Origin of the sequence: Corynebacterium sp. 13CS0277, assembly GCF_002994655.1 — a bacterium.
In the GTDB taxonomy this organism is placed as follows: Bacteria; Actinomycetota; Actinomycetes; order Mycobacteriales; family Mycobacteriaceae; genus Corynebacterium.
Map to the genome: position 1 here is coordinate 15,237 of NZ_PPDL01000028.1, position 21,599 is coordinate 36,835.

The following is a 21,599-nucleotide window of genomic DNA, read 5'->3' on the forward strand; positions in this document are numbered from 1 at the left end:
CGGCTAGGAGTAGTCGAGGCGCAGCTCGCTGAAGCGCACCTCGCCGGCGGCGTCCGAGGCGTCGAGGTCGATGGTGCCGTCGAACGCGAAGGAGCGATCGTCTTCGGGGTCTTTGATGATCTGCCGCACGTGCCAGCTGCGGGAGCCGGGGGCGTGCTCCAGGCGGAAGTACTCCGGGCCGCGGGCGGCGGGCCCGACGTCCATGTCGGCGTACTCGTCGAAGTAGGCGTCCAGCGCCGCACCAAAGTCAGGGATCGTGCCGCCAGCCTCGGGGAGGTAGTCGAGGAGGGCCTCCAACTCCGCTTCCTTCTCGAAGGCGAAGAGCTCCACGAGGCGGAACATGAGGTTACGGATCATGATGCCGAAGGCCCGCTGGTTGGCAGTCAGTGCCGTCGGGTCCGTCACGCCGAAGGCGCGTTCCTGCTCCAGGGCGGCCTGGGAAATCGGGGCCTCGGGGTCGGCCATGAGCGCCCACTCGTCGACGAGGGAGGAATCAACCTGCCGGATGAGTTCCCCCAACCACACGATGATGTCCTCGAGTTCCTCGGTCACGTACTCCTGCGGCAGCGTGTGGGTGAAGGTGCGCCACGCGTCGGTGAGGTAGCGCAGCAGCACGCCCTCCGCGCGGGAAATCTTGTAGGTGGCCACCACATCGGAGAACGTCATGCCGTGCTCCACCATGTCGCGCACCACCGACTTAGGCGAGGGCTGGAACTCCCGCGCCCACGGGTGGCCCTCACAGTAGGTCTCGTAGGACTGCTCAATGAGTTCCGCCAGCGGCTGCGGGTAGGTGACCTCCTCCAGCAGCGCCATGCGCTCCGTGTAGTCCACCCCCTCGGCCTTCAAGGCTGCGAGTTCCTCATCACGGGCGGCGCGCTGCTGCGCGACCAGCAGGGGGCGCGGGTCATCGAGGACCGCCTCGAAGACACTGATGACGTCGAGGGCGTAGGTGTCGGACTCTCTGTCGAACAGCTCCAGCATCGCCAACGCCAGCGGCGCGAGCGGCTGGTTGAGCGCAAAGTTCGGCTGCACCTCCTCCGCCAACTCGTAGGTCACCGCCGGGTCGCCCGGAGCGCCCGTGGCACCCGCGTGCTCCACGCGCTGCACCACCCCGGAGGCCACCAGGCCGCGGAGCAACTCGATAGTCGTGCGGATGTCCTGGTTTTGGCGGGCCCGGGTGTTGTGGCTGCCGCGCAGCAGCGCCTCAAACACGTGACCCGTGTCCCCGCCCCGGGCCAGCAGGTTGAGCACCAGCGAGTTCGTCACCCTGAACTGGCTACTCAGCTGCTCCGGCTCGGCGGTCGTCAGCCTCTCGTAGGTCGAATCCGTCCACGTCACCCGGCCAGGGGGCGCAGACTTCTTCTTCAACTTCTTGAGCTTCTTCTCATCACTCCCGGCGCGTTTACGGAGCCGCACGTTCTCAATCTCGTGCTCGGGGGCCTCGATGACGACGTAGCCCACCGTGTCGAAGCCTGCGCGGCCGGCGCGGCCCGCAATCTGGTGGAACTCCCGGGAGCTGACGATGCGCTCCCGCTGGCCATCGAACTTCGCCAGCCCGGTCATGAGCACCGTGCGGATCGGCACGTTGATGCCCACCCCGAGGGTGTCGGTGCCGCAAATGACCTTAAGCAGGCCCGTCTGTGCGAGGCGCTCCACGAGGCGCCGGTACTTCGGCAGCATGCCGGCGTGGTGCACGCCGATACCGCGGCGCAGCAGCTTCGACAGGTCTTTACCGAAGGTGGTGGTGAAGCGGAACTCGCCGATCTCGGCGGCGATTTTCTTCTTCTCCTCCGGGGTGAGGATCGTAAGGCTCGTCAGTGCCTGCGCGCGCTCGGAGGCTTCCCGCTGGGAGAAGTGCACCACGTAGATGGGGGCTTTGTCCGCGGAGAGCAGTTCTTCCACCGTCTCGTGGACGGGGGTGTAGACGTAGGAGAACTCCAGCGGCACGGGGCGTTCCGCCCCGGCGACCAGGGTGGTGGTGCGGCCGGTGCGGGCGCTCAAGTCGGCCGAGAGTGCCTCGGTGTCGCCCAGGGTGGCGGACATGAGGAGGAACTGGGCGTGGTGCAGTTCCAGCAGCGGCACCTGCCACGCCCAGCCGCGCTGCGGATCGGAGTAATAGTGGAACTCGTCCATGACGACCTGGTCGATGCGGGCGGCATCCCCGTCACGCAGTGCAATGTTGGCCACAATTTCGGCTGTCGCGCAGACGATGGGGGCGTTGCCGTTGACCGTGGCGTCGCCGGTCATCATGCCGACGTTCTCCGGGCCGAAGACCTCACAGAGGGCGAAGAACTTTTCGCTCACGAGCGCCTTGATGGGGGCGGTGTAGAAGGAACGCTGCCCGCGGGCAAGCGCGGTGAAGTGGGCGGCGAGCGCCACCATCGACTTACCCGACCCGGTCGGCGTCGCCAGGATGACGTTGTCACCAGCCACGAGCGACAGAGAGGCTTCCTCCTGCGCGGGGTACAGGCTGATGCCACGCTCGGTGGTCCACGCGAGAAACGAGTCGAAGATCGCCTCGTCCACGAGGGACGTCGGCACTTCCTGGAGATCGGGGATGAGGCTCGTCAAAGTCACGCGCCCCACCTTAATCGACCGGCGCGCCCAGGGGCCGCAGCCGCAGCGTGCGGGCGCCAAGCGCAGACCGACAACACCGGGACCACGGCGACAGCACCGCCAGGGCGGGGTGGGGCGCCTCGGGTGGACAAGATCCGTGACGGTGCCTGCACCCAGCCCCCGGTGGAGGGGAAAGATAAGGGGAGTGGTGCCTGCGGAGACACTTAAGGAGGAAGCACCCCCGCAGCTGTGGGATGGCGGGTGCCTGGGAAGGCTAGTGCGCGCCGGGCTCCGCATCATCGTCATGGTCGTGGATCTCGCCCAACTCCGCGCTGTGGTCGACGGAGGCGAGGAAGTCCTCCACGATGGACCCCAGCTCGTCAGCCGTGGGGATCTCCGCCTCGGCGCGGGCCAGCTCCGCGCGGCTACGCCGGCGGGCGAGTTCCTCGTCGAAGACCTGCTCCATCTGGGCGACCATGGGGGTGATTTCCTGGTGCTCGCTGATCTCCTTGGCGATCTGCTCGCTGGCGCGCTCCGCATCCAACTGCAGGGCCTTGAGCGGAAGATTCAGCGACCCCGTGTCGCCCACCGCGCGCAGCAGCTTCCAGGCTGCCTCCGGGTAATCACCGGCACCCAAGTAGTGCGGCACCTGCGCCGTGAAACCCGTCACCGGCATCCCATTGTTCTGCAGGGCGTGTTCGATGTTGAGCTGCGCGGCACCGGGGATCACCATGTGGGCGTCCCAGCCGAGCGTGTCGCCCCACAGCTTCGGGGCGTTGCCGTGGGCTGTGATCAGCAGCGGGCGGGTGTGCGGCACGTTCATGGCCGCGCTGTAGAGGAACACCACCTGGGACACGTTGTAGGTGGCCACCAGGTCGGTCACCGCCTCCGTAAACGCATTCCAACGGAAATCTGGTTCCACGCCACTGAGCAACAGGAACGGCTTTGACGACAGGTCCTTGACAACCTTCAACGTGAGTTCCACGGTCTCCACGTCGACGACCTTGCCGTCCCGCATCGTCGTCGCCGGGCGGCGGCTGCGGAAGTCCACGAGTTCATCCATGTTGAAGGTGGCGATCGTGGCGTTCTCCAGGGCGGAAACTAAGTGATTGTTCACTATCTTTAAGGAGTTTCCCGCGTCGGCATACCCCGTGAGCGCGACCACGAGCACCGGGCCTTCGGTGTAGTGGCCGACGACGGGGCGCGGGTAAGCCAGTTCGTACATGTTGCTGTCGTTGTTCATTGCATCATCACTTTCTTGAAAAAATTTGTGTCGTCACTCGCGCACGAACCCCATCGGGGTGCGTAAGACACGTGACATGAACATCAACCGCGCCACCGGTCGGTCGTATTCCCACGTCAGCATGGCTGCGTGGACGGTACGCGTGAACCCGGCGCATGGGTTGCGGATGGGGCGCCGTGCGTGCGGGTGAACGCTCTAGAATACCTGCCTGCGCGCCCACTGTGCAGCGACAAGGGGAGAGTTATCCACAGCGGCGGCCTGTGGGCGGGTGGTGTCCACAGATTCAGGCGGGGGGAGAATTTTTCTTCCCCACCGACGGCGGCGGGCGCGTGAGAGTGGAGGCATGTTCACAGACATCACACACACCCCAGGCGAATTGTTCGCCACCGTCCCCACCGTGCTCGGATTCTTCCCGCAGGAGTCGCTCGTCATCCTCACCCTCGACGAGGTGGAGCCCGCCGCCGCAGATCCGACGAGCGGGGATCGTCCGACCCGCTACCAGCTGGGCCCGGTGCTCCGGGTCAACCTCGATAACCTCGACGATGGTGAGACGCTCGGCCAGCTGGAGCGGCTCATCCCCACCCTCAGCCAGCCGCTGGCGTTTCTTCTCGTCGTCTCCCAGGAGGTCGCCACCATCGGGGAGACCATCGTCCTCGCCGAGGAGGAGCTCACCCGCCGCCTGCGCCGAGTGGAGCGACTCCTCCACGCCAACCGCACGATCGTCGCCGGCTGCTGGGTGGTGCCCGAGCTGCTCAAGGGGGAGACCTACCACCGCATCCACGGGCACCCCGCCGAGGACGCGGCGGTGGTCGACCTGGAGTTGCTGCGCTCGCCGAACGGGGCGTGGGACTCGGGCGATATGGGCGACCCGGCGGGCACGCACGCGATGCGCGCCATCGTGAAGGCGGGCTATACCGTCGCCGTCGACCGGGAGGAAGCGCTGGGCACCTTCGCGCCTGTGCCGCCGCCGCTGGGGGTGGAGGGCATGCAGCGGGTGCTGCAGCGCGCCGAAGAGAGCATCTCCCGCCTGCTCAGCCGCGGCTGCGAGCCCCCGGCGGTCGCAGCAGCCGGCGAGATCCTCGCTCCCCGGGTGCGGGATGCTGCCGGCGTGGCCACGCTGGTGCGGGCCTACCGGGGCCTGCTGCAGGGGTTGGTTGCCGGCGAGGAGACGCCGGAGTCGCTGAGCGTGGACCCGGAGGCCATGACGATCGTCGCGACTGTGCTCGGGGATTCGCTGCTGCGGGATCTCGCGATGGGCACCATGACCGAGGACTATGCCGTCGCTGGCCACCAGCTCATGCACGCGGCCGCCACCATCTTCCGCGGGCCGCGCCGCATCAACGCGCTGGCCTTGCTGGCGCTGTACCAGGCGGGCGGTCCCTGCCGGATGCACATGGTGCCGGCGCTGATGACGGCATGTGCAGAGGATGCCGACCACCGGCTGTCGCGCTTGGCTCTCGACTGCGCCCACAAGGGAATGTTCACGGACCTGCAGCGGGCATGCCTGCGGGCAGCGCACGCCGTGCGCCGCGAGTACCGCATCCCCGACGACGAGGACGACAGCGCTGCGGGGGAGCATGCCGCCGGTGACCCGCGCAGCGCCGCCGTCGACGACGGCCGGGGGAGGGCATAAGAGAGCCCCACCCCGTAAGCGGCCGTGGGCCACGTCGGGGTGGGGCGGGGCGCGCAGGCGCGCCGGGGTGAGTTGTCCTTAGAGGACGTCCACGCGGATCGCGTGGGAGAGATCGTCAGCGAGCTCCACGACCTTGTCGCCGTAGGTGATCTTCACCTGGCCCTGGGAGCAGACGACCTTGACCTCGGTGCTGACGTCGATGCCGGCGTCGGTCAGCTCGCGGTACTGCTCCGAATCGACCTGCAGGATCTCGTTGAGCTGCACGATGCGCACATCGAACTCTTCGCCGCTCGGCAGGTCGATGAGGCGGGTGCCGACGTGGGCGTCCGGGACGTTGGTGACGCCAATGTCCTTCAGGCCCGGGATCGGGTTGCCGAAGGGGGAGCGGTCGTAGATGTCGAGGACCTCGACGAGGCGGCGCTCCACCTCGTCACTCATGACGTGCTCCCAGCGGCAGGCTTCCGCGTGCACCTTGTGGATGTCGAGGCCGATGACATCGGTCAGCAGGCGCTCAGCGAGGCGGTGCTTGCGCATGACGGCGGTGGCCAGCTGGCGGCCCTCCTGGGTCATCTGCAGGCTGCGGTCCGGGGCGACGACGACGAGGCCGTCGCGCTCCATGCGGGCCACGGTCTGGGAGACGGTCGGCCCGGACTGCTCCAGACGCTCAGCAATACGGGCGCGCAGCGGGGTGACGCCCTCTTCCTCCAGCTCGTAGATCGTCCGGAGGTACATTTCGGTGGTATCGACTAGGTCCTTCACAGCGAGTTGCAGCCCTTCTAGTGACAGTTAAAAAAGTGTGAACACAAGTGCCCCGCCACACGTGGCGGAAACCCTCACCCTCAGTTGTACCTGAGGTTGCCCTACATTCAACATCGGCGCGGGGTGTCTATTCCCGGTTGGTTCCCATCGTCCATGGGGCGTGTTCGCCCAGTGGGGTCAGGTTCGCAGCCGACCTCGTGGCGCCATCGCCCCAGGGTGGGGCGATGTTCGGTGAACGAGGTGGGTCGGAAGTGTGGGGCAGTGGTACGCCTACACTCTAGTCAAAAAATAGCCCCGGCTGTGCGAAACAGCACACCCGAGGCTATAAATTGTTGAAGTAGAAACTTCTTGTTGGGGGATTTTAGGTTTTTACTCGGCGTATTCGCGGAGCTTGTCGGCCCGCTCCCCGTCGCGCAGCTTGTACATGACCTCGCGTTCGATCTGGCGCACGCGCTCCCGGGAGAGCCCATAGCGGCGGCCAATCTGGTCGAGGGTGCGCGGCACGCCATCGTCGAGGCCGTAGCGCATCCGAATCACGTCCTGCTCCCGCTGTTCCAGCGAAGCGATGACGTCGCGGATGTCGGAGTGGCGGAGGGAGGCCACGACGGCGGTTTCGGCGTCGGTGGCGTCGGAATCCTCAATGAAGTCACCTAGCGGTGCTTCCTCGTCGGCGCCGACCGGCATGTCCAGGCTCACCGGGTCACGGGACTGGCGGAGCAGCATCTCGATCTTGTCTTCGGGGATGCCGGACTCTTCGGCCAGTTCCTGGTTGGTCGCTTCGCGGCCCAGGGTTTGGTACATCTCGCGCTTGATGCGGGAGAGCTTGTTGACCTGTTCCACGAGGTGGACGGGCAGGCGGATGGTGCGGGACTGGTCGGCCATGCCGCGGGTAATCGCCTGGCGGATCCACCAGGTGGCGTAGGTGGAGAACTTGAAGCCCTTGGTGTAGTCGAACTTCTCCATCGCGCGGATGAGGCCGAGGTTGCCTTCCTGGATGAGGTCCAGCAGTGGCATGCCGCGCCCGGTGTAGCGCTTCGCCAGCGACACCACCAGGCGCAGGTTTGCCTCGAGCAGGTGGGTGCGGGCGTGCTGCCCCTGGCGGACCAGAACCTTGAGGTCGCGCTTCTTCGCGCGGGTGAGGTTGTCGGAGGTGTCCAGCAGGTGCTGCGCGTACAGGCCGATTTCAATGGTCTTGGCGAGCTCCACTTCGTCTTCGGCGGTCAGCAGTGCGGTCTTGCCGATGCCGTTGAGGTAGACCCGGACCAGGTCGGCGGAGGGGTTGTCGTTGGTGTGTCCGCGGCGACTGCCGCGGTCAACCTCATCGCGATCGAGATCGCTCGGGGACGGTGCGGTCATGCTGTGTGCCTCCTAGAACAACGAACAACGCCTGTCTTACCCTGCTTAACGCCGCGCCTGGTGGGAAAGTTCCCGCCCGGCCGGGGTGCGCCGCCTGGTCGTGCCTGTCACCCTCGTGGCCTGCCCTGATGGGCGGCTGCCCTGGCTGGCCAAGGCGGGTGTGGTGGGGGGTGACGCGACGCCCGATAGGCGTGATGGATAACAGCAGTGGCTTTTTCCAACATATGTCGCCGGAGGCTTGGACACCAATGCCCAGCATGGGGGGTGAAAAATCCATCGAAAGATGGAGGCGTGCGGGTTAGCAGTCGACGAGGACGGTGAACGGGCCCGAGTTCGTCGACGTCACCTCCATCATCGCCCCGAAGCGGCCGGTTTCCACGTGCAGCCCCAGCTCGCGGAGCCCGGCGACGATGCGCTCGATGACCGGCTCGGCGATGTCCCCGGGCGCGGCGTCCGACCAGGAAGGGCGGCGCCCCTTCGCGGTCCGCCCCGCCAAGGTGAACTGGCTGACCACCAGCACCGGGGCATCGCAATCGGTCGGCGACTTCTCCCCGGGCAGGATGCGCAGGCCCGCGATCTTGCGGACCATCGTCTCCCAGGCGTCGTCGGCGTCGTCGCGTTCGACCCCGATGAGTGCGAGGATTCCGCAGGTCTCCGGGGCGTGGATCGCGCCGACGATCTCACCGTCGACGGTGACCTGCGCGTCGGTGACACGGGTGAGGACAGCTTTCATAGCGGCAAACTCCTAATCAGACACGTCAAGAATGGGGGCATGACCCACACCAGGCTGGAATGCGGGGCGGGATGCGTCCCGACGGTGCCGGGGTGGGGATGGTGGGGGACTGAACCCAAGGGGTGGCCCTAGGGCTGGGAGGCGTCGACGAGGTCGGCGGGCAGGAGCAGGCCGTGGTCGACGAGATCGCGGGCGACGCTGGCGACCTGCGGGCGCAGCTCGGCAAGATCCTCCTCGTCCAACCCCTGGGTGGCGCCGTAGAGCTCCAGCACGTCGCCCAGCGACAAGCCCTGCGGGTGCAGCCCCGCCAGGAGGGTGCGGATCTCCGGGGTGATGTCGTGGCTGTAGCGGGGGCCATCCATGCGGCTGATGCGCAGCGCGGCAGGGGCGAACCCCAGGCCCGCCTCGGCGTCAGCGACAGCGACGTCCTCGAGGGCGACCTGCGGGTGCAGCTGATAGCTGGCGGCCAGCATCGACTCGACATCCTGAGCGGCGAGCCACGCCTGACGCGCGAAGAAATGCTCCATCTCCGCCCCCAGGTCCTCCCCGAGGGGCTGGGAGAAGTCCTCGTAGCGGACGATCGACGGTTCCTCGTCCGCGACCTTGCGCAGCGCGATGTAGCCAAACCCGATGCCGGTGACGTCGTGGGCAGCAAAGTGCTCCAGCCAGGCGGTGGCTTTCGCCGCAGCAGCCTCCTCGCGCAGATCGCACCCCTCGTCGCGCAGCCACGTGTCGACGTACAAGCTGGGGTCGGCCACGTCGCGCTGCAGGATCAGGGCGTGCACCCCGTGGGAAGGGATCCAGCGGCTCACCCGCTGCTGCCACTGCTCACCCGGGGTGTGCACCCACGCGCCCAGCAGGTAGGCAGTACCACCCGGGGCGAGATAGTCGGGGGTGTTCTCCACGACGAACTGGGTGGCCCCGTCGAGGTTCATGCCGGAATCCCGGTAGACGTGGCCGACGTCGGGCATGCCGACGACGAAGGGCGGGTTGGCGACGATGCGGTCAAATGTCATGCCCGCCACCGGCTCGAACCAGGAGCCCTCACGGACCTCCACCACATCACTGAGCTGTGCGCCCGCCACCGAGGCCCGGGCAAAGTCCACCGCACGGCCCAGCACATCGGTCGCAATGACCTGCTCAGCCACCTGCGCCTGCGCGAGCGCCTGCACGGCACAGCCCGTCCCGAGGTCAAGCACCCGGCGGGCCGGGGTGAGGGGAGTCATGCCCAACAGGCTCTGGGACGCGGACCCCATTCCCAGCACACGTTCGGCCCCCACATCCTCCCCGCGGGCCATCGACCCATCCGAGTCGGAGAACAACACCACCTCCGCCCCGCCGAGGATAACCGGGCGGATATCGATGACGACCCGCAGTTGTGTGCCCTCGACGCGCAGCGCCCCGCAGGCCACCAGGTCGGCGGTCATCTCCGCGCCTAGCAGCTGCTCGACAAAGTCTCGCTCCTGTGGCTCGTGGGCGAAAAACGCCCGCACCACCCGCTGATCGACAGCGTCGCCCCGCGCCGCCCACCGCACACCGACCGGATCGCGGCGAGCCGCCGCAGCCAGTCCGGCGGGCCCGAGAATCTCGGCCAGGCCCGCGGTGTCGTAGCCATGGGTCCGCAGAATGCGCACCAGGGCAGGCGCGTGGGTGATGAGAAGGTCATGCATGGGTCAAAGGCACCTTAAAAATCAAGCAACAAGACAAAGAGGGCACAACCGCGCGCTGGGCGCAACCGAGCGCCGTAGCACGTGAGGCGGGAGAAAGCACCACCCGGGGGAGAAAGCCCCACCGTAGCGGGCGCACCAGCCGCACCCGGTGCAGGGCAGCCGGGGGAGAAGCGCACACCCACCATAGGCGACACACCACGCAGCCGGTTGCAGGCACAGCACTGGGGGTGTTCCCGCGCGTCGCCTGCAGCGGGCAGCGGCGGCGACGCCGCGCACGCACCGGACCCCAGTTGTGGGCGGACGGACCGTAGGGGCGGTGTTTACGTGAGCAAGCCCCGGCGGCGCGGCTGCGGTATCGCACTTGTGGAGCCAGAGTCATCCGCCACGTGGGCCTGCCGGGAGTCGCCGGGAGCGGACTCCGCAGCGGCCTCAGGCTCCGCGTCGGCGGCATGGGGCGCAGTACTCGCCGCTGCAGCGTCATCAGTGTCAACCTCATCGTGATCGATCACTACCCCCGACCACGTGCTCGCCGACGGCGGGCGCACCGCACCAGTGGGTGATGCCGGCCGCACCATATCCACCACCCCCGCACCACCAACACCGGCCGCAGGTAACGCGGCCGCCGACTGCTGCTCCAGGGCCGCCACGCGGGCAGCATCACGCTGCACCTGCGGCTTATATACCTGCTTGACACGAGCATCATGCGGCTCCCCAATGCCGTTGCCAATGACAACCGCAACCCAAGGCAACGGCACACAAATCAGCATGAGGATCCCCGACAGCCAGACGTTGTGCCACCCCAAATACGCCCACGCGGCCGCCACGAGGAACGGCACACGCAGCCCCTGAAGAATGTTGTAGACCTTCTTGCGATGCTCGTGGTTTTCCAACGGGGACTGACGGGCGTCGGTAATCAGCTCGACGCGACGACGCTTGCGGAACACAGCCACCTGCACCCAGGCCCTTCCCTGAAAGTTGTCAACGCACTTGTCTCGACCACCCACGCACACCCCCAAAAAGCCGGGGCGCACGCGGTGTCCACGTTTCAACCTAGACCCCTTTGGCCGTCTGCCACGCATCAGGCCCCCGCCCCGCACCCCGCAAAAGGGGGTGCCCACCTGTCCCGGGTGCCGGTGGCGCGCCGGGCGTGGGGCGCGTGTGACAGGTGGGGGGCGCGTAGTGCGGCTCTATCGCCGCCGGGCTGTTTGGGGCATGATGGTTCGCGTGAGTACCTCAACAACGACCATCGAACGGCCAGATGTCCGCGACGAGATCACCACGGACGACGACACCCCGAAGTTCTTCCACTACGTCAAGAAGGACCAGATCGTCGACTCCGCGATCAACGGCCGCGTCGTCGTCGCCCTGTGCGGGGAGACCTTCCCCGTCACCAAGCAGGCGAAGCCGGGTTCCCCGGTGTGCCCCGACTGTGAGCGCGTGTACCGGGGTCTGCGGAAATAGTGGCCGGCAATCTTCGCGCCTGGCAGCGCCAAGCACTGACGAAGTATTTGGCGAACAAGCCGAAAGACTTCATGGCGGTGGCGACGCCCGGCGCCGGTAAAACGACCTTCGCGCTGCGGGTCGCGACGGAACTCGTCGACAACCGCACCGTCGACCGGGTCATCGTCGTCGTGCCCACGGAGCACCTGAAGGTCCAGTGGGCGGAATCCGCCGCCCGCGTCGGTATTCGCCTCGACCCGAAGTTCAGCAACTCGGGGGCGTTGAACCCCGAGTACCAGGGCGTGGTGGTGACCTATGCGCAGGTGTCGATGCACCCGTATAAGCACTACCAGCTCGCGACGGCGAAGCGGACGCTCGTCATCATGGACGAGATCCACCACGCTGGTGACGCGAAAAGCTGGGGCGATGGTCTCCGCACCGCCTACTGTGATGCGGAACGCCGCCTCGCGCTCACCGGTACCCCGTTCCGTTCCGACGACTCGGCGATTCCTTTCGTCCGCTATGTGGACGACGGCGAAGGCTATCTCAAGTCCCAGGCCGACCACGCCTATGACTATGCCGCGGCGCTCGCCGACGGCGTGGTGCGTCCCGTGGTGTTCCTGGCGTACTCGGGAGAAGCCCGCTGGCGCGACAGCGCCGGCGAGGAGTACGAAGCACGCCTCGGGGAGCCGCTCAACGCGGAACAAACAGCCCGCGCCTGGAAAACCGCCCTGGACCCCAAGGGCAACTGGATTCCCGCCGTGCTGCAGGCCGCCCACACGCGCCTGATGCAGCTGCGCCAGAACATGCCCGATGCCGGCGGCCTCGTCATCGCCACCGACAAAGCTACGGCCCGCGCCTACGCCCGGATCCTGCAGTCCCTATCCAGCACCCCGGTGTCCGTCATCCTCTCCGACGAGGAGGGCGCGTCCGACCGCATCAAGGAATTTTCCGACGGCACCGACGAGTGGATGGTCGCGGTCCGCATGGTCTCCGAGGGTGTGGACGTCCCCCGACTCGCCGTCGGCGTGTACGCCACCTCCGCCTCCACGCCGCTGTTCTTCGCCCAGGCCATCGGCCGCTTCGTGCGTTCCCGCATGCCCGGCGAAACTGCCTCCGTGTTCCTTCCCAGCGTGCCCGTGCTGCTGGATCTGGCCGCCGGGATGGAGAAGTCTCGCGACCACGTGCTCGGCAAACCCGACCGCGTGAAAGAGGGCTGGGACGATGAACTCCTCGTCGAAGCGAACAAGAAGAAATCCGAACCCGACGCGCTCATCAAGCCCTACGAGACCGTCGGTGCCGAAGCGGAGCTCGACTCCCTCATCTACGATGGCTCGACTTACGGCACCGCCACGCTCACAGGCTCTGCCGAAGAAGCCGACTATCTCGGCCTGCCGGGGCTGCTCGATGCTGAGCAAATGCGGCAGCTGCTCAAACAGCGCCAGGCGGAACAGATCGAAGCCCGGGCCGAGGAAGACCGCAAACGCAAAGAAGCCGAAGCTGCCGCACGGAACTCCGCCGGCAATCAGGCGGCCGCCGAGCGGGCCACCAGTGACGAGATCCCCGCGCTGCGCAAAGAACTCAACGCCCTGGTGTCCATCACCTCCTCCCGCACCGGCCGCCCCCATGGCGCTATCCATACCGAGGTGCGCAACGCCTGCGGCGGGCCCCCGACCGCACTGTGCACTGCGGACCAACTCCGCCAACGCATCGACTACCTCCGCCGCTGGTAACCCACACCTGTGGGCGCAGCGCGGCCTGCTACCCCCTGTTGGGGGTAGATGCGGCGGTCCTGCCCGGTTCCGGCAGCTGCGGGGATAGCCCAGATGCAGCCCCGCTCGAGGAGGCTGCACGGCGCATCGATGCACGATGACTCGCGCGGCTCGCGGCGGGGCACACCCCACGCTCTGCCGGGCTGTCTCGGCGACAGCCGTGCCGCCACCCGAGCATCCGGCGTGCACCGGAGTGCGGGGCGAGATGCGCCCGCAAGCTGCGCAAACGGGCCACTCCTGGGGTGGGAGGCTCGCGGGACCACGGGGCGGGGCGATGGAGGCGGTGCGCCGTTGGTGAGCTGCCGGGCCGGTGGGCGCTCGTGCCGCTATCGCCGCCCCACCGGTGCCGCCGGGGCGAGTCGACACCACCACCCGCCACAGTCGGGAAAACTCCCCCGGGGTATACCTGCCGGGGTCGCAAGGGGAGAAGCCGAAGAGCGGTCCCCTGCACGCGGGACCACACCACGGTAAGGTGTGGGGAAGCTCGGTTCTACCGACACTCACACCCATGGTGTGAGCGCCCCCATACACACTTGTCAAGGAGTGATTCATCGTGACCACCCCGTACCCCGGTAACGAACCCGCCCAGGACCCCACCGCGGACGCAAACGTCTACGGTTCCGCCTACGCCGCCGGCGGCTACCCCGGCACCGGTTACGCCTCGGAGCCCACCGGTGAGCTCCGCCGCAACACCCTCGCCCCCTGGGGCCTGGGCCTCGGCATCGGCGCCCTGGTGCTGTGCTGGTCCGCCGTGGGTGGCCTCCTGCTGGGCCTCATCGGCATCATCCTGTCGATCATCGCCCTGACGAAGGCGAAGCACATCATCGGCCCCTTCCAGCGTAAGGGCATGGCTATCGGCGGTCTGCTGGTGTCGATCCTCGGTCTCGTCGCCGGTGCTTTCTTCGCCTTTGTTTACTTCCTTGGCTTCACCGTGTTCTCCGAATTCGATGAGCAGTGCAACCACCTGCGGGACGACCAGGATGCGTACACGCAGTGCATCCAGGACGCCGCTGCGGCGATGAAGCAGGAACAGCAATAGCATCGCCCGCACGTGTGCGACCCAGCACTTCCTCTCACACCCCAGCCACAAGGTCCACCACCTGGCTGGGGTGTCGTGCATCCACCCCCGTGCGTCCTGCGCGTCCTGCGCCCCGGTTCGGACGTTGGCACCCCGCCCGCATTTCTCGCCTCTCAGGAGAACCCCTTTCGTGACTGAACCCCACACCACGACGACTTCTGCACCCGTGCGTCCCCGGCTCATTACTCCCGATGTCGCCCGCGGGCTCACGCTGCTGAGTATCGCGGTGGCGAACGTGACCACCGCGTGGGCGATGGCGGGCGACGTCCCCGCCGGCCGCTACGGCGGCATCGTTGACGGCAGCATGGCCGATACGGTGGCGGTGTTCCTCGGGTGCATCTTCACCCATGTGCGGGGCCTGGCGATGTTCTCCCTGCTGCTGGGCTACGGGCTTGGCATGCTGTGCGACTCCCTGCAGCGGCGCTCGTACCCCGTGGACGCGGCCCGGTGGGTGCTGCTGCGGCGCTACGGGCTGCTCGCCCTGTTTGGGGCGGTGCACTGCGTCGCGCTCTTCTGGGGCGACATCATGCTCTTCTATGGGCTCGCCGGCATGCTGCTCACCGCGATGATCACCCTGCGCACCAAGGTTCTGTGGTGGATCGCAGGTGTGATGTTCCTCCTCAGTGGGTTGCTGACGGTGCCGGCGGCAGGGCTGTTTTTCCAATCGGATACCGCCAATCAAGCGGCGGATACCTATCTGCAGCAGGTTGTCCTGGGGCTCGGCGTGATTCTCATGCAGGCCTTTATGCTTCCCGTGGAACTGCTCGCCCTGTTCCCACTCATGCTCGTCGGCGTGATTGCCTCCCGCTACCGGATCTTGGACAACCCGGCCGCGTACACGAAGGTGCTCGTGCCGGTGGCTAGTGCCGGCGGTGTGCTGGCACTGGTGCTGGGGGTGCTCATGGCGGCCGGGTCCGCGGGGCTGCTGCCAGTCAACGACACCTTGGTGGAGTCGGTGAATCAGTGGCTGGGGGTGCTCACGGGCCCGGCGATCCTCGCGGCGATTGCGTTGGCGTGCATTCCCCTGCAGCGGCGCATCACGGCGGCTGCTGCCCGCGGGGAGCACGCCACCATGGCGTGGCCGGTGCAGATGCTCGTGGCGTTGGGGCGCCGCTCCATGTCGGGCTACATCGCCCAGTCGTTGTTGTTCACCGTGCTGGTCGCCCCCTATGGGCTGTACCTGGGGGTGCGGGAGGGCGCGTTTGAGGGCTCGGTCATGGGGGTCATCGTGTGGCTGATCACGCTCGTGGCGGCCTTCCTGCTCGACCGGGCGGGCCTACCGGGTCCCTGTGAGGCCCTGCACCGCCGTTGGTCCTACGGCAAGCAGGGCCTGCCGAAGGATTACTTCCTGCGACAGGTGGACAATGGCCACCCGATCCCGTACCCGGAGGCTGCTCGCCGCAACCTTGTTGATGCCCAAGGGCGCCCGCTGGTTCCCGTCTACTAGCCAGCCCTGTGGGGTTTGGCCCGCAGGGCGTGGTGACCGGGCCACGAGGGCATGCACGGTGGGGGAGCAGCGCCCAGCAGGGCGCCGCCTCGGCACCGGGCCCGGGCGTCGTGAGCGCTGCTTGGGTGGGGACGCGAAAGGCCCCGGTGGAGAAATTCTCTACCGGGGCCTTAGGTGTGTTCCGCCGACTACTGTACCGGGATCTGCGCGACGTGTCGCGCAGTGGGGGTAGTTCGGGGGTGATGGGTGACGGTTAGTCGAGGTAGTCGCGCAGTACCTGGGAACGGGAGGGGTGACGCAGCTTCGACATCGTCTTGGATTCGATCTGACGGATACGTTCGCGGGTGACGCCGTAGACCTGGCCGATTTCGTCTAAAGTCCTCGGCATACCGTCGGTGAGACCGAAGCGCAGCTTCACCACGCCGGCCTCGCGCTCGGACAGGGTGTGCAGCACGTCCTTGAGCTGGTCCTGCAGGAGGGTGAAGGACACAGCGTCGACGGCGACGACGGCTTCGGAGTCTTCGATGAAGTCACCGAGCTGGCTGTCGCCTTCATCGCCGATGGTCTGGTCGAGGGAGATCGGTTCACGGGCGTACTGCTGGATCTCGAGAACCTTGTCCTCGGTGATGTCCATTTCCTTCGCCAGCTCCGCGGGGGTGGGCTCGCGGCCGAGGTCCTGGAGCAGCTCGCGCTGGATGCGGCCGAGCTTGTTGATGACTTCCACCATGTGTACCGGGATGCGGATGGTGCGAGCTTGGTCGGCCATCGCGCGGGTAATCGCCTGGCGGATCCACCAGGTCGCGTAGGTGGAGAACTTGTAGCCCTTGGTGTAGTCGAACTTCTCGACGGCGCGGATGAGGCCGAGGTTGCCTTCCTGGATGAGGTCGAGGAAGGCCATGCCGCGGCCGGTGTAGCGCTTCGCCAGGGACACCACGAGGCGCAGGTTGGCTTCGAGGAGGTGGTTTTTGGCTTTGCGGCCGTCGCGGGAGATGTGCCGCAGGTCGCGCTTGCGGGCGGGGGTGAGCTTGGCGTCCTTGTCGCCGCCGGCGACGGCTTCTTCCATCTGCTCCATGACGTGGTCGGCGTAGAGGCCGGCCTCGATGCGCTTGGCGAGGGAGACTTCCTGCTCGGCGTTCAGGAGGGCGACTTTACCGATCTGCTTGAGGTAGGCGCGCACCGAGTCCGCGGAGGCGGTGAGTTCGGCATCCTTGCGGGCCTGCCGCAGGGCGGCGGATTCGTCTTCGTCCCAGACGTTGGCGCCCTCGTCCTCCTCGTCGTCGTCCGAGTCGTCCTCATCCTCGTCGTCGGTGTCTTCGGCGTCGTCGTCGGCGGCCAGGCCGATGTAGTCGTCATCGTCCGAGTCGTCGTCACCGAAGTCGCCGTCGCCGAGATCCTCGTCCTCGACGGTATCGACGTCGTCGCCGTCGTCGACGATGGACTTGGCCTTCTTCGCGGCCTTCTTCGTGGTCTTCTTGGCGGCGGTCTTCTTCGCAGCCTTCTTGGCGGTCTTCTTGGCCGCCTTCTTCGCTGCCTTGGTGGCCGTCTTCTTCGCGGCCTTCGCCACCGGGGTCTCGTCCTCGGCGGCGTCGGTATCCGCGGCCGCGGCGGCCTTCGGGGCTGCCTTGCGGGCAGCCTTCTTCGCCGTCTTCTTGGCGGCCTTCTTCGCCGTCTTCCTCGCGGCGGTCTTCTTCGCCGGCGCGGAGGTGGTTTCCTCGCTGGCGTCCTCAGCCGGCGCTGTGGCGGCGGTGGTGGCCTTACGCACTGCGGTGCGCGTGGTCTTCTTCGCCGCGGTCTTCTTGGCGGTCTTCTTCGCCGGTGCCGCGGTGGCGGCCTCGGCGGCGGGGGCCTCGGTGGTGGCCTGGTCCTCGCTGCTGCGGGCGGCGCGCGGGGCGGCGGCGCGCCGGACGGCCTTCTTGGCGACCTTCTTGGCGGCGGTCTTCTTCGCCGGTGCGGCGGAGCTCGTCTCGCTCGCGGTCTGTGTGGTGTCAGAACCTTCAGTGGCTGCCACGAAAAACCCTTTCGCTGGTTTTTAAAGTGTCTCGCACGTGTGTCACCTTGCCGTCCTGCCGGGTGGCAGGGCAGCATCCTCGGCGCAGGAAGTCACGAGGCGCACGAAGGACCGGGGGTCCAGTGGGCGGGCGTGACAAGCACACGGCGGGGCGTGGGAAGACCACCACAGCCAAAGCACCTGTCGGCGGCATCGGAGCACACCGCGATCAAAGTCGCCACAGTGGCCTGGCGTGTGGTGGTGTTCAGTTCCTTCGTCCAAGGCGTGGTCGCGCTCCCCGCCGACAGTGGTGCCGGATGTGGTGTAGGGAGTGAAGTGGGTGCGGCCACGGCCTTTCGGGCTGGTGGTGACACACAATGGTCGAGCATTCCTGCAGCTAGCGCGGGGCTAGGCTGCGGCACGCCTGGGTGAGTGCGCGGTGGAATGCTCGTGTGTTATCGGACGAGGCGCCTGCCGGAGCACGGCGCCGAAAAAGTTAAAACGCGACGCGATTTCTTCCCCACAACTGGATGGACACGCGAAAAGAAAACGGCGATCGCTCATGCCGGGGCGCGGGTGGCCGCAGCGGCGACGGCGTGTCCAAAGATGTACATGGTGAGTCAACTTGGGTGAATCACGGGCAACGGTTAACTGTTGTCCACGGTCAACGCACGAGCATAGCGCAAAAGCTGCCGTCGTGTCGTTGTCAAGCCGCCGGGAAGCACTTCCCAGCCCCCTTTGTCCATATGAAGTTGTTCACAGGGTGGCGGGCGTTTTGTGACGCCTCACGCAGGGTGTCCTGCCTGCATGTTTTTCCCGCTCCGCGACCTCTGGGGTGGCTGTGGCCCCGATCTGCGGGCCCGCTGAGTCGCGCACGCTGCGTCCAGGTCCAGCACACCCACCAGATGCCGACGCCACGGCCGCGGCCCGGCACCCCTGCTGTCGGGGTGTGCGCGGGGTCATGGCCGTGGCGTGTAAACGATGCGTTTTAGGGGCGCACGTTGTGTGCGGCCGCCCAGGCGGCACCGACGATGCCGGCGGTGTTGCGCAGCTGCGCGGGGAACACCGGGGTGTTGACCGTCAGGCGCGGCACCCACTTCTCCGACTTGCGGGAAATGCCGCCGCCAACGATGAAGGCCTGCGGGTTAAACAGGCGCTCCATCTCCAGCAGCACGGTATCGACGCGCTTCGCCCACTTCTTGTACGACAGCTCGTCGCGGTCCTTCGCATTGGAGGAGGCGAAGGATTCGGCCTCCGCGCCGTCGATGATCATGTGGCCGAGCTCCGAGTTGGGGTACAGGGTGCCGTTGATCAGCAGTGCGGAGCCGATGCCCGTGCCGAAGGTCAGCAGGATCGTCGCCCCGGTGCGGGCCCGTTCATCGCCGTAGGTGACCTCGGCGATGCCCGCGGCGTCCGCGTCGTTGAGGACCGCAACCTCGCGGCCGAGCACTTGGCCGAAGAGGTTGGCGCAGTCGACGCCGACCCAGGTGGGGTCGATGTTGGCGGCCGTCAGCGCGGTTTGCTCCTTCACCACGGACGGCACGGTGATACCGACGGGGCCATCCCATCCGGCCTGGGCGACGATCTCCGCGACGGTGGCGGCGACTGCCTCGGGGGTGGCGGGCTTCGGGGTGAGGATCTTGATCCGCTCGGACGCGAACTCGCCTGTGTCCAAGTTCACGACCGCGCCCTTGATGCCGGAGCCGCCGATGTCAATGCCGAAACCAAGATGTGTCATGTGTTCTCACTGTAGTAGGCAGCAGCCGCGATACCTCTATCGAACCCTGGTCAGTGGTGGGGGAAAAGGGGCGCGCGGTGGCAGCATGGGGGGTATGACTTTCACCGATGTGTCCCAGTCCACCCCGTCTGCTGCCGCCCATCACCGCCCGCCGGAGGTGGCGCTCGCAGCAGCGTCGGGCATTCATACCCTGGCGTATCCCGGGGTGACCCCCGTGGTGACCACCTGCGGGGAGCAGGCTACCCCGGCGCTGCTGGGGGAGTTGCGACAGGTTGCCCGCGCCCTGTGTGCCCGGGCGTTCGTGCTCGTCCAGGAGCTGCTGGCCACAGGCCCGGACACGCGGGCCGTGGCGCACACCAAGTCCGAGGCGTGGGATCCGGTCACGCGGGCGGATCTCGCGGTGGAAGCCATGGTGAGCGAGTATCTCGCCACCCACCGACCCGGAGATGGCCTCATTGGTGAGGAGGGCACCCGGCGGCCGGCGGACGAGGACGGCTCCGGCATCACCTGGGTGGTCGACCCGGTGGATGGCACCGTGAACTTCGTCTACGGCATCCCCATGTCGGCGGTGAGCATCGGGGTCATGGTGGGGGAGGAACTCTGCGTCGGCGCTGTGGTGAATCTCACCACGGGCGAGCTGTTTCATGCGGCACGCGGCCAGGGGGCGGCGGTGGAAACGCCGCAGTCGTCCGCCGCGCGCCCCGGGGAAGACTCCTGCAGCACCGCCGAGGGCACTACCCGCGGCGAGCTGCACTGGGGTGCCCCGCGGGCCCTCCACGTCAACGCCCCCGAGACGCTCCCTGTGAGTCTGCTGGCCACGGGGTTTTCCTACGATCCTGCGCGCCGCGCCCGCCAGGGCGCCATGCTGGCGAGCCTGCTGGGCACCGTCCGCGACATCCGCCGCGCGGGAAGCGCAGCCCTCGACCTGTGTCAGCTTGCCCAGGGGCGGGTGGACCTCTACTGGGAGCACGCGCTGAATGTGTGGGACTTCGCGGCTGGTGCCGTCATTGCCGCCGAAGCGGGCGCGGTGGTGTGCGTGCCCACCGCTGATCTGCGCGCCGATGATGGTGCCCCCATCTTTGCTGCCGCGCCCTCGGTGGCGGCGGACTGCGCTCGTGCCCTGGCCGAGGTGGGCGGCTGGGACACCCTGCCTGCGGCGGCTGCGACGGCGTAAAACCCTGCCGCGGGTGCCGAGGACGTCGCCCACCGCCTGTGCTGTGCCTGCGGCAGGGGTGGGCGCGGGTGGCCCCGCGTGGGGATGTCATCGGTGGGCTGAGGTGGGGTGGCGGGCTTCCCCGCGTGTCGCGGCGGATATGGGGCGTGACCTGGCCGGATGTGAAGAGAAATTCTGCCGTCTGGGCGAGATGAGGGTGGTGATATGACAACGCGCCTTTTGTGCCTTACTATGCCCCCGTAAACCGCTTACACGGCAGCGAATCATTGACGTCGCTGCGGAGCGCGGAGCACTCTGGCACCTCGCCTCTGTGACCCCATCATTCACCCGGGGTCGGCTGTGCAGTGGGACGAGCCTTGACGGTGCGACGCGACCACCCCGCCACAACGATTGGGACACCACACATGGCAACTGACTACGATGCACCGCGTCGCCGCGTGGACGACGACCTGGAGACCGACTCCCTCGAGGGCCTGAAGGCTGCCGAGAACGCCAGCCTCGACGTCGACGACGATGGCGAGGTTGTGGAGTCCTACGATCTGCCCACCCTGGACCTGTCCGGCGAGGACATCAACGTCAACGTGGTGCCCCGCCGCGCCGACGAGTTCACCTGCGGCTCCTGCTTTATCGTGCAGCGCCGCAACCGCATCGACCACACCGAGGACGACGGCACCATCATCTGTATGGACTGCGCCTAATCGTCCTTCACGGCGCCGGGCACCATCACTCCCCGCGCCGTGAACGTGCGGGTGCACCCCGACGGGCACGCCCGTGTGCGCCACCCGCGTGACCGCGCGCAGCAGGTGCGCGTCACTGTTGTTCTCTCTGTGTCAGGCCTTCGCCCCTGTGTGGCGGAGGCCTTTACTCATGCGCCGTGTCGTCGCGCCGCGCCCACGGCGCACCCCACCTGACAGTGCCGATTCCCCGGTGCCTCCACCCGACTTGGCTCACCGCCAGGTGACTAATCTCATGTTGACGCTCTGACCAGCTCGAATGGGATTCGAAAAGTTTAA

At 67.2% G+C, this 21,599-nt stretch carries 15 protein-coding genes and 2 pseudogenes; 8 read left to right on the forward strand and 9 right to left on the reverse strand.

What is annotated here, in order from left to right; all coding sequences use genetic code 11:
- Window positions 1-3: 3 nt before the first annotated feature.
- Window positions 4-2,577 carry an RNA helicase gene (locus tag C1Y63_RS11060; protein WP_106016512.1) on the reverse strand — a complete coding sequence of 858 codons (2,574 nt, stop codon included), beginning with the start codon at window positions 2,575-2,577 and terminating at the stop codon, window positions 4-6.
- A gap of 253 nt (window positions 2,578-2,830) precedes the next feature.
- A complete protein-coding gene (locus tag C1Y63_RS11065; RefSeq protein WP_106016513.1) occupies window positions 2,831-3,799 on the reverse strand; it encodes a PAC2 family protein in 969 nt (322 codons plus the stop codon).
- Window positions 3,800-4,142: 343 nt separating this feature from the next.
- Here C1Y63_RS11065 and C1Y63_RS11070 point away from each other — a divergent pair, with 343 nt between their 5' ends.
- Window positions 4,143-5,432 carry a DUF4192 family protein gene (locus C1Y63_RS11070; protein ID WP_106016514.1) on the forward strand — a complete coding sequence of 430 codons (1,290 nt, stop codon included), beginning with the start codon at window positions 4,143-4,145 and terminating at the stop codon, window positions 5,430-5,432.
- 78 nt (window positions 5,433-5,510) lie between these two features.
- Here C1Y63_RS11070 and C1Y63_RS11075 read toward each other — a convergent pair whose 3' ends face one another.
- The 5 genes from C1Y63_RS11075 to C1Y63_RS11100 all read right to left on the reverse strand — a co-directional run bounded on the left by C1Y63_RS11075 (window position 5,511) and on the right by C1Y63_RS11100 (window position 10,900).
- Window positions 5,511-6,191, reverse strand: coding sequence for a metal-dependent transcriptional regulator (locus C1Y63_RS11075; protein ID WP_106016515.1), 681 nt, complete (start codon window positions 6,189-6,191; stop codon window positions 5,511-5,513).
- Window positions 6,192-6,560: 369 nt separating this feature from the next.
- On the reverse strand, window positions 6,561-7,547 hold the full coding sequence (locus C1Y63_RS11080; protein WP_106016516.1) for a sigma-70 family RNA polymerase sigma factor: 987 nt from the start codon (window positions 7,545-7,547) through the stop codon (window positions 6,561-6,563).
- Between the two features lie 298 nt (window positions 7,548-7,845).
- Window positions 7,846-8,280: a D-aminoacyl-tRNA deacylase gene (gene dtd / locus C1Y63_RS11090; RefSeq protein ID WP_106016518.1), complete on the reverse strand. Its 435-nt coding sequence runs from the start codon at window positions 8,278-8,280 to the stop codon at window positions 7,846-7,848.
- Window positions 8,281-8,408: 128 nt separating this feature from the next.
- Window positions 8,409-9,950, reverse strand: coding sequence for a methyltransferase (locus C1Y63_RS11095; protein WP_106016519.1), 1,542 nt, complete (start codon window positions 9,948-9,950; stop codon window positions 8,409-8,411).
- A gap of 320 nt (window positions 9,951-10,270) precedes the next feature.
- The gene (locus C1Y63_RS11100; protein ID WP_233195697.1) at window positions 10,271-10,900 is read right to left on the reverse strand and encodes a DUF3099 domain-containing protein; all 630 of its coding nucleotides are present in this window, start codon (window positions 10,898-10,900) and stop codon (window positions 10,271-10,273) included.
- A gap of 274 nt (window positions 10,901-11,174) precedes the next feature.
- Here C1Y63_RS11100 and C1Y63_RS11105 point away from each other — a divergent pair, with 274 nt between their 5' ends.
- The 5 genes and pseudogenes from C1Y63_RS11105 (at window position 11,175) to C1Y63_RS11120 (ending at window position 15,687) form a co-directional block, all read left to right on the forward strand.
- Window positions 11,175-11,411, forward strand: a complete 237-nt coding sequence (locus C1Y63_RS11105; protein WP_106016520.1) for a DUF3039 domain-containing protein — start codon at window positions 11,175-11,177, stop codon at window positions 11,409-11,411.
- Window positions 11,411-12,866, forward strand: a pseudogene (locus C1Y63_RS11110) (DEAD/DEAH box helicase); the annotation flags it as partial. The gene C1Y63_RS11105 and the pseudogene C1Y63_RS11110, both read left to right, overlap by 1 nt.
- 74 nt (window positions 12,867-12,940) lie before the next feature.
- Window positions 12,941-13,123 (forward strand): annotated as a pseudogene (locus C1Y63_RS13325) (ATP-dependent helicase); the annotation flags it as partial.
- 592 nt (window positions 13,124-13,715) lie between these two features.
- Entirely contained in the window at window positions 13,716-14,201 is a 486-nt protein-coding gene (locus C1Y63_RS11115; protein ID WP_106016522.1) for a hypothetical protein, read from the forward strand.
- A 169-nt stretch (window positions 14,202-14,370) separates the two neighbouring features.
- Window positions 14,371-15,687, forward strand: coding sequence for a DUF418 domain-containing protein (locus tag C1Y63_RS11120; protein ID WP_106016523.1), 1,317 nt, complete (start codon window positions 14,371-14,373; stop codon window positions 15,685-15,687).
- A 253-nt stretch (window positions 15,688-15,940) separates the two neighbouring features.
- On the opposite strand, the gene C1Y63_RS11125 is transcribed toward C1Y63_RS11120, so the two are convergent.
- Both C1Y63_RS11125 and ppgK read right to left on the reverse strand, forming a co-directional pair.
- On the reverse strand, window positions 15,941-17,695 hold the full coding sequence (locus C1Y63_RS11125) for an RNA polymerase sigma factor (RefSeq protein ID WP_106016524.1): 1,755 nt from the start codon (window positions 17,693-17,695) through the stop codon (window positions 15,941-15,943).
- 967 nt (window positions 17,696-18,662) lie between these two features.
- Complete coding sequence (gene ppgK / locus C1Y63_RS11130; protein ID WP_106016525.1) at window positions 18,663-19,412, reverse strand: polyphosphate--glucose phosphotransferase; 750 nt, start codon at window positions 19,410-19,412, stop codon at window positions 18,663-18,665.
- Window positions 19,413-19,506: 94 nt separating this feature from the next.
- On the opposite strand from ppgK, the gene C1Y63_RS11135 reads away from it, so the two are divergent.
- Window positions 19,507-20,586, forward strand: coding sequence for an inositol monophosphatase family protein (locus C1Y63_RS11135; RefSeq protein ID WP_158256158.1), 1,080 nt, complete (start codon window positions 19,507-19,509; stop codon window positions 20,584-20,586).
- A 404-nt stretch (window positions 20,587-20,990) separates the two neighbouring features.
- Window positions 20,991-21,284: a DUF4193 domain-containing protein gene (locus C1Y63_RS11140; protein WP_106016526.1), complete on the forward strand. Its 294-nt coding sequence runs from the start codon at window positions 20,991-20,993 to the stop codon at window positions 21,282-21,284.
- The last annotated feature ends 315 nt before the right edge of the window (window positions 21,285-21,599 follow it).

Excerpts from the sequence above, each read along its gene's own strand:
- C1Y63_RS11065 (WP_106016513.1), bottom strand. The coding sequence starts at position 3,799 with ATGAACAACGACAGCAACATGTACGAACTGGCTTACCCGCGCCCCGTC.
- C1Y63_RS11140 (WP_106016526.1), top strand. The coding sequence starts at position 20,991 with ATGGCAACTGACTACGATGCACCGCGTCGCCGCGTGGACGACGACCTG.
- C1Y63_RS11095 (WP_106016519.1), bottom strand. The coding sequence starts at position 9,950 with ATGCATGACCTTCTCATCACCCACGCGCCTGCCCTGGTGCGCATTCTG.
- C1Y63_RS11080 (WP_106016516.1), bottom strand. The coding sequence starts at position 7,547 with ATGACCGCACCGTCCCCGAGCGATCTCGATCGCGATGAGGTTGACCGC.
- C1Y63_RS11135 (WP_158256158.1), top strand. The coding sequence starts at position 19,507 with ATGACTTTCACCGATGTGTCCCAGTCCACCCCGTCTGCTGCCGCCCAT.
- ppgK (WP_106016525.1), bottom strand. The coding sequence starts at position 19,412 with ATGACACATCTTGGTTTCGGCATTGACATCGGCGGCTCCGGCATCAAG.
- dtd (WP_106016518.1), bottom strand. The coding sequence starts at position 8,280 with ATGAAAGCTGTCCTCACCCGTGTCACCGACGCGCAGGTCACCGTCGAC.
- C1Y63_RS11070 (WP_106016514.1), top strand. The coding sequence starts at position 4,143 with ATGTTCACAGACATCACACACACCCCAGGCGAATTGTTCGCCACCGTC.